This is a genomic window from Psychrobacter immobilis, from assembly GCF_003148585.1.
Classification (GTDB): Bacteria; Pseudomonadota; Gammaproteobacteria; order Pseudomonadales; family Moraxellaceae; genus Psychrobacter; species Psychrobacter immobilis.
This window is the reverse complement of sequence record NZ_QGGM01000001.1, coordinates 461917-467916: the sequence shown is the minus strand read 5'-3', so window position 1 is coordinate 467916 and position 6000 is coordinate 461917. Positions and strand designations below refer to the sequence as shown.

At 43.9% G+C, this 6000-nt stretch carries 3 protein-coding genes; all 3 read right to left on the bottom strand.

All coding sequences use genetic code 11. The features are described 5' to 3' along the window. Positions 1–283: 283 nt before the first annotated feature. The 3 genes from C8D84_RS02045 to C8D84_RS02035 all read right to left on the bottom strand — a co-directional run bounded on the left by C8D84_RS02045 (position 284) and on the right by C8D84_RS02035 (position 5617). Positions 284–2569, bottom strand: coding sequence for a primosomal protein N' (locus tag C8D84_RS02045; protein ID WP_211181217.1), 2286 nt, complete (start codon positions 2567–2569; stop codon positions 284–286). Positions 2570–2787: 218 nt separating this feature from the next. Beyond that, entirely contained in the window at positions 2788–3168 is a 381-nt protein-coding gene (locus tag C8D84_RS02040) for a RidA family protein (RefSeq protein WP_109589603.1), read from the bottom strand. 250 nt (positions 3169–3418) lie between these two features. Further along, positions 3419–5617 carry a RelA/SpoT family protein gene (locus C8D84_RS02035; protein ID WP_045444214.1) on the bottom strand — a complete coding sequence of 733 codons (2199 nt, stop codon included), beginning with the start codon at positions 5615–5617 and terminating at the stop codon, positions 3419–3421. Between the last annotated feature and the right edge of the window lie 383 nt (positions 5618–6000).

The window sequence follows — 6000 nt, the reverse complement described above, 5'->3', positions numbered from 1 at the left end:
TGTCGTCTTGTCATGATGATTAAGCTCATATGAGTAAATATAGAGTTACTATAGCTTATTCTAAAACAACTGTGCTAATTGATGACACGCCCTAGCCAGATATAAAGAATTTAGCATATTTAATAAATGCTTGCTGTATCTAGGCAGTAAACCATTGGTTACTATTTAGAATAACGTTCTTGAGGGCGTATCCTCAGTTCAATCGATTATCCTCTAAATAGGGACACGGCCTAGTAGCGGACAGAATAATCTGAGTTAAAAAGTGATGGTTAGTAATTGGCGGCTACCAACCAACAGGGTCGATATCCAAAGTGAGTTTAAGGTACTTGGCACTTGGCAAGGTCAATACGGGCTGCCACCATTGGTTTAATACATGGTGTAATTGTTGTCGATTTTTGCCTAAAAGTAGCAGTTGTACGTGGTAACGGCTATTCTTTTTGCTCATTGGTGCATCGATAGGTCCTAGTACGGCGAGATTATGTCCATTTGGCAGAATGGCAATCGCATCTTTAAGGGCTTGGCTCGTGGCAGCAAGGGTTTTACCTTCACAGCGTATCAGGACAGCATGACTATGCGGCGGTAAACCCATCATTTTACGCTCTTGCAATAGCTCGCGAGCAAAAGACAAATAACCATCTTTGACCAGTTTTAATAGTAATTCATTATCTGGTTGCAGCGTTTGAATGAGTACACGACCAGATTTATCACCGCGACCGGCACGTCCTGCTACTTGAATCATTAATTGCGCGGTATGTTCCGGCGAGCGAAAGTCGGCGGATAAAAAACCACGATCGGCGTTTGGCAAGCAGACAAGCGTAACATTGGGGAAATGATGACCTTTGGCGACCATCTGCGTGCCAACCAAGATGGCAGGATTGCCTTGATTGATACGCTGATAGATATTCTCCCAACTGTCTTTACGTCTGGTGGTATCGCGATCGATTTGGATAATGGGGTAAAGCTCTTTGCTGGTTTGCGGATTGGCAAAAATCGCATGCAGGTTTTCGCTGAGCCTTGTCGTGCCCATCCCTTTGGCATCCAAATTTTGACTGCCACAATCAGGGCAAACTTTTGGAATATAAGCTTGCCAGTCGCAGTGGTGGCATTTTAGATAGGAGCTACTATAAGCGTTGTGTTGGGACTGGCTGTTATAATGAACGGTTAGATGCGCGTCGCAGCGTGGACAATCTGCCTGCCAACCGCAAGCTTCGCATAGCAAAACTGGTGCATAGCCGCGACGGTTTAAAAATATTAATACTTGATCGCCCGCTTCTAGCGTTTGCCGTATTGCCCCAATAAGCGCATCGGTCAGCCCAGTATCATAGCGCGCGCCGTCGTCCGTCGTTTGCTGATGAGTACTTTGCAGGCGCGCATCAATCAGCTGCATGGTCGCAAGCTTCGCATTACCGGGACGAGTTTGCAGTTGGCACTCCACCAGCTTACCGTCATCGACCAGTTTTAGATGCTCAAGAGATGGCGTCGCCGTACCCAATACGACAGGGATATTGGCTTGTAGTCCACGATACAGCGCGACGTCAGCGGCATGATAGCGCAAGGTATCTTGCTGCTTATAAGAACCATCATGCGCTTCATCAACGACAATTAAGCCCAAATCTGCAAAAGGATATAGCACCGCTGAGCGTGTCCCAATAATGATTTGAGCATGACCAGTACGGCAGTCTTGCCAGCCTTGTAAGCGATGAGTATTGTTCATGCCGGAATGCAATAAGACAATATGAGCGGCAAAGCGACTGGCGAAACGCGCGCGCGTTTGTGGTGTCAATCCAATCTCTGGTACCAAAATCAATACCTGCTTGCCAGCTTCCAATACGGCTTGCATCGCTTGCAGATAGACTTCTGTCTTGCCACTACCAGTGATGCCATTTAATAAAAATCCCGTGTAGCGATTGGCTTCATGAGCCGCAATAATGGCGGTAACGGCGAGTTGTTGCTCGTCATTGAGATCAAGGGGCATTTTTGCTAATTTAACAGGCGCAGGTGCTTGTTTGGTCTGAATATAGCGCTCGATTAAACCTTTGTCTTCGAGCGCCTTTAAAAAACTCCTCTCCATGCCCTCTAGTAATAAAACATCTTCACTCGCGCCGCGCTCGCCATGCAACTTAAGCATATCAAACTGCTGCTTCTGTTTTTTGGCATTGGCACGAAAGTCAGCATCGCTTACCTGTGGCAAAATTCGCCAATGGGTAATCAGTAAATCCAGCGGCTTACCTTGACGAACGAGAGTTGGCAGCATGACTGCTAAAACGTCACCAAACGGGTAGTGGTAATAACGCGCTAGCCAATGTGCCAGCTTTAGCATACTGGTCTCTAAAATAGGCTCAGCATCTAAGCATTTATTGATAGGTTTTAGCTTATTAAGTGGCACGCTGCTATTTGCTTCTGGAATATGAGCGACGACGATACCGATTAAAGTTTGACGACCAAAGGATACTTCGACACGGCAGCCAATATGAGGTAAAGAAGGGCTTGAGAAGGCGTTGGTATCTGCTGGTACGCTATAGTCAAATACCCGATAAAGGGGCACGGGTAGAGCAACTTGTACCAACATAAAATGCGTTCCCAGTTTCAGGTAAATGGACTTTAGATAACCAGCTTTTGGATAACTGGGTTGTAATATTGATAAGAATAATAGCAGTAAGCCCAAATAGTGCTATTTGGGCTTACTCTGGCCTTACCTTTTAGCAGTGGCTTTTTTGACGTAACGACTTGAGAATTAAGTACGTCTATGTATTAAGCCTTACCATTTACATGATGATATGGCTTAAGTTACTCAATATATAAAATTGACTCAATCTCGACCACACCGCCTTTAGGTAACGCCGCTACTTGGACAGCTGCACGAGCAGGATATGGCTCGCTCAAATTGGCAACGAATACTTCGTTTAAAACAGCAAAATCACTCAAATCTGTTAATGACACGTTAAATTTAACCACGTCATTTAAGCTGCCACCAGCCGCTTCACAGATGGCTTTGATGTTTTCGAACACTTGCTCAGCCTGTGCTTTAAAACCTTCTTTTAATTCCATGGTATCAGGGTCAAAACCCAACTGTCCTGAAATATAGACGGTGTGACCAACTTTGACGGCTTGTGAATAAGTACCAACGGCAGCAGGGGCTTTATCAGTTTGAATGGTTTGACGAGTCATATTATATCCTTTTTATCTTTTTCTGGTTTAGTAGGTAAGGGCGCATTATTCATCATTTACATTTTGGTTTTCACCGTGCAAATGATGACACGCTCTATGTTTATTTGTTAAAAATCAAAAAACACAGTTTATCATTATTTCAGGTCTTTCTAAAATTTTCTAAATCCATTATTCAATGTTCTATTGAGTGGGTGTTGGTGGCAATGTATCACGCGCACTACACCATACGCACTACACCTTGTTACCAGCACTACAGCTGATACAGCCTAATGATATTAGGGAAACCTAGCAAGGAGCGTAGCTCGCGAATGCCTTGAGCTAGATGATTGCGACTGCGAACGATGATATGGATGATGGTGTCACTACTGCGCACGTCTACTTTTTCTACCCCGATATTTAATTGGCGTAAATGATAGATTACTTCAGTAATTTGTTCGTCGCTGAGGGCAATAGATAGTTTTAAATAGGCTGGAAAGCGAATCTTTCCGGTATTTTTTATGTCATGTTCGCCAGCGTCACCTTGTTTTACGGCCTTGTCATTACGCCAGCGCAGTTGTATAACCTGATAAGGATTGTCTTTACGAATATCGTCAAGTGAAAAGCACTTGTGTCGATGAACAACCAGACCATGACGGGACAAGTGACCGACGATAGGATCACCATAAATAGGATGACAACAATTGGCAAAATCAAGCTCAACCCCAGACGCATTGACTATCAGCTGCTGTGGTTGGGTCATATCATCGCTGTGTTCTTGTGCTTGTAAATCATTGACTTCATCGCTAAACAAGCGAGTTACCACCAGCTGTGGTAATAACGTACCAGAGCTTATTTGCTCGAATAGTTCGGATTTTTCGGTCAAGCCACGCCATTCAGTGAGGTTTTTCCAATCACTATCGGTTAAGTCATCGAGACTTTTTTGATAGGTTTTTAGCGCCCGATCTAAGGCTTGTTGACCATGGTGTTGCTTATCAGCAGGAGACAAGTCTTTAAACCAACGCAAAATCTCTTCACGCGCTTTATTGGTCACGACAAATCCTAGCCATTCTGCTTTTGGTTCTGAGTGGCTATTGACTTCTATTTCAACCAGCTGCCCATTCTTAACGACTGTGCCAAGTTTGGCTTTTTTGCCATCGATATTGGCGCCAACGGCTACATTGCCGACCATCGGTCCGACAGCGTAAGCAAAGTCTAGTGCGGTTGCGCCTTGTGGTAGCTCATAAGCGCGACCCTTTGGACTGTAGCAGATGATTTTACTGGAGTGTAGGTAATCCATCAGCTCATTAATAGTAGAGACTGCCGCTGAAAAGTCTGGGCTATTTTCATCTAAGCTGTCTTCATCGACCAAATCTTTCATATTGCGTAATGAGGCTTGGATAACCGATTGGCTAACGTCTGAGGCATGCTCTGCACCGATAACACCAAGCCGCGCTGCGCTTTGCATTTGCTTGGTCAAAATCGTCACTTTGACGACATCGTTATCGCGCTCATAGATAAGCGTGAGCGACTGATTGCCACCCGGTAGCGGACGACGAATATTATCAGCGATATGAGAGTCATCAATCTGGTATTTTTTAATTAAGTAATAGGCCAGCTTGTCACAGGCTTCGACATTATCGAGGACAATCTCAAAGGCATAATGACGGAGTAGAGCATTGATTTCACCGCGATTGCGGAAAAACTGACGGTAGATGACCACGCGATTGTCTAAAACTTTGACCAGACCATTCAACCCCAAATTATTGAGGACAATACTTAAATAGCGATGGATGGCCTCTCTTTGAAAGTTACGCCCAAGCCCGTGCTGTAGTAGCTTGTCAGACAGTTTGTTGTACATATCAGAATCAAGATTACGATAACAGAGCACTTCGATATAATCGGCAATATCATTAAGACCCATTAGCCGCGCAAACGGCACATAAAAATCCAACGTTTCTTGTGCTGTAGTGCGTTGTTTTTCGGGGCGTACCGCATCTAGTGTCGACATATTATGTAAGCGGTCAGCAAGTTTAATAATCAATACGCGTGGGTCAGCAAGGGTGGCTGTCAAAATTTTATGAAAGGTAGCTGCTTTGTTTTGCTGTTTATTGTGTGAGGATGATTTTAGCTTAGTCACACCATCGACGAGTCTCGCCACTATTTTTCCATAGCGCTGCTCAATCTGCTCATCACTCACCTCGGTGTCTTCGACCGTATCATGCAAAATCGCTGCAATAATCGTATCTCGATCCAAACGAAAACCTGCCAGTATCTCGGCCACCGCAATCGGGTGGGTGATATAAGGCTCTCCTGATTTACGCTTATCTTTGATGTGCGCAATATCACCGAACTCACAGGCATCAATAATATCACGGCGTTCAGCAGCAGTGAGGTAACCTACTGAGCGCAGTAAATTATATTGAGCCTCATCGACTAAATGATGGCTGAGTTTGGGTAAGGTTTGACTCATAAAGTAACGATCCTATTTTCCATTACCTGTTTGCCTGACTGTCTATCGGGTAAATGGTGACTGAATGAATGCTGGAATACTATAAATATAAAAAATCTCGAGAAAAAAGATAAAAATAGGTAGACCATCCTCTAATTAATCGTAAATCGCATTCAATGTCAACTGCTAAGCGAACAGGTGCTATAAAAATTTAGAAATTCTAACTCAATGGTAGGTTTTCAGGTATAAATGGTGACTAAAACAGTCAAAGCAATATCACAGCAACCAGCTATTACAACCAAAAAACCACAGCCTATGCTGTGGTCTCTCGTCAATATGTCATCACTGTGTGTATTTGTCTTATAAGGCAGTGGTTAGCTTTATAGTTTTTATAAGACAAATCT